This is a genomic window from Affinirhizobium straminoryzae, assembly GCF_007004135.1.
Taxonomy (GTDB): domain Bacteria; phylum Pseudomonadota; class Alphaproteobacteria; order Rhizobiales; family Rhizobiaceae; genus Neorhizobium; species Neorhizobium straminoryzae.
On the sequence record NZ_VJMG01000122.1, the window covers coordinates 1 to 1083 of the forward strand.

Annotated in this window: 1 protein-coding gene; it reads right to left on the reverse strand. The window is 60.9% G+C overall.

What is annotated here, in order from left to right; genetic code table 11:
• Positions 1–1083 (reverse strand): TonB-dependent siderophore receptor (locus FNA46_RS25690; protein WP_143128079.1); only part of this gene is annotated, 1083 nt, incomplete at both ends.

Sequence of the window (1083 nt, forward strand, 5' to 3'; positions counted from 1 at the left end):
CCTGGTCCGTCTTCGATGTTCCGCCGACATACTGATAGCTGGTCATGTCTGCCCAGTCATAGCGGCCGTTCAGCGTCAGGATCCAGTTCTCCCATTTGACCTGATCCTGCGCATAGAGGCCGTACTGGCTGACCAGTTCCTTGCTGTCCGACCAGGCGGAACCGAAGGTATAGGCGAAGTCGTAATCCGGGTTGTAGATGTCGAGATGGTTGGCATTGGTGGAATTGGTGCGCGTCTCCCGCAGGTTCGAATAGCCGTAGTTGATGCCGAACAGCAGCGCATGGGTGAGCGGACCTGTTTCCACCTCGCCGGAGAGATTGACGTCGGCCACCACGCTGTCGGAGGTACGTGGCCTGCTCTGCACGCCGATATCGAGATAGTGGTCGTCGACCACGGCAATCGGCCAGGTCCAGATGAAGGCCGAGGTGAAGTCGAGTTTCGAATGGGTGTAGCGGAGATTGTTCCGGAGCGTCCAGCCGTTGTCGAAGTCGTGCTCGAATTCGTAGCCGATCGAGGTGGACTTGCTGTTCCAGTCGGAGAGGCCGGGCGCCCCCATGTAGAAGTCGCGCGGGATGGTGACGCCGGTACTGTAAACCGAATTGGCGATCGGCAGGCTCTGCTCGGCGCCGCTGCGGGTCAGGTCCTGATACTGGGCAAGCAGCGTCAGATGCGTCGCATCATCCGGCGTAAAGGTGAGGGCGGGCGCAAGGTAGAGCGCATCATTCGGCGAATGATCCACCTGCGTGTCGGCATCGCGCTTGAGGCCGGTGAAGCGATAGAGAATGGTGCCATCCTCCGTCAGCGGTCCCCCGAAATCCACGGCCGCCTGCTTCTCGTTGAAGGACCCATATTCCAGCTGTACCTCGCGGAACGCCTCTTCCGTCGGCCGCTTGGTGCGCATGTCGATCAGGCCGCCCGGCAGCGCATCGCCGTAAAGGCCGCTCGCCGGTCCCTTCAGCACGCTGATCTGCTCCAGACCATAGGGCTCGACGGTGGTGTCATAGGCGTTGTAGCCGTTGCGCAATCCGTCCCGGTAATAGCTGCGCTGCGATTCGGCGAAGAAGCCGCGCATATAGAGCAGCG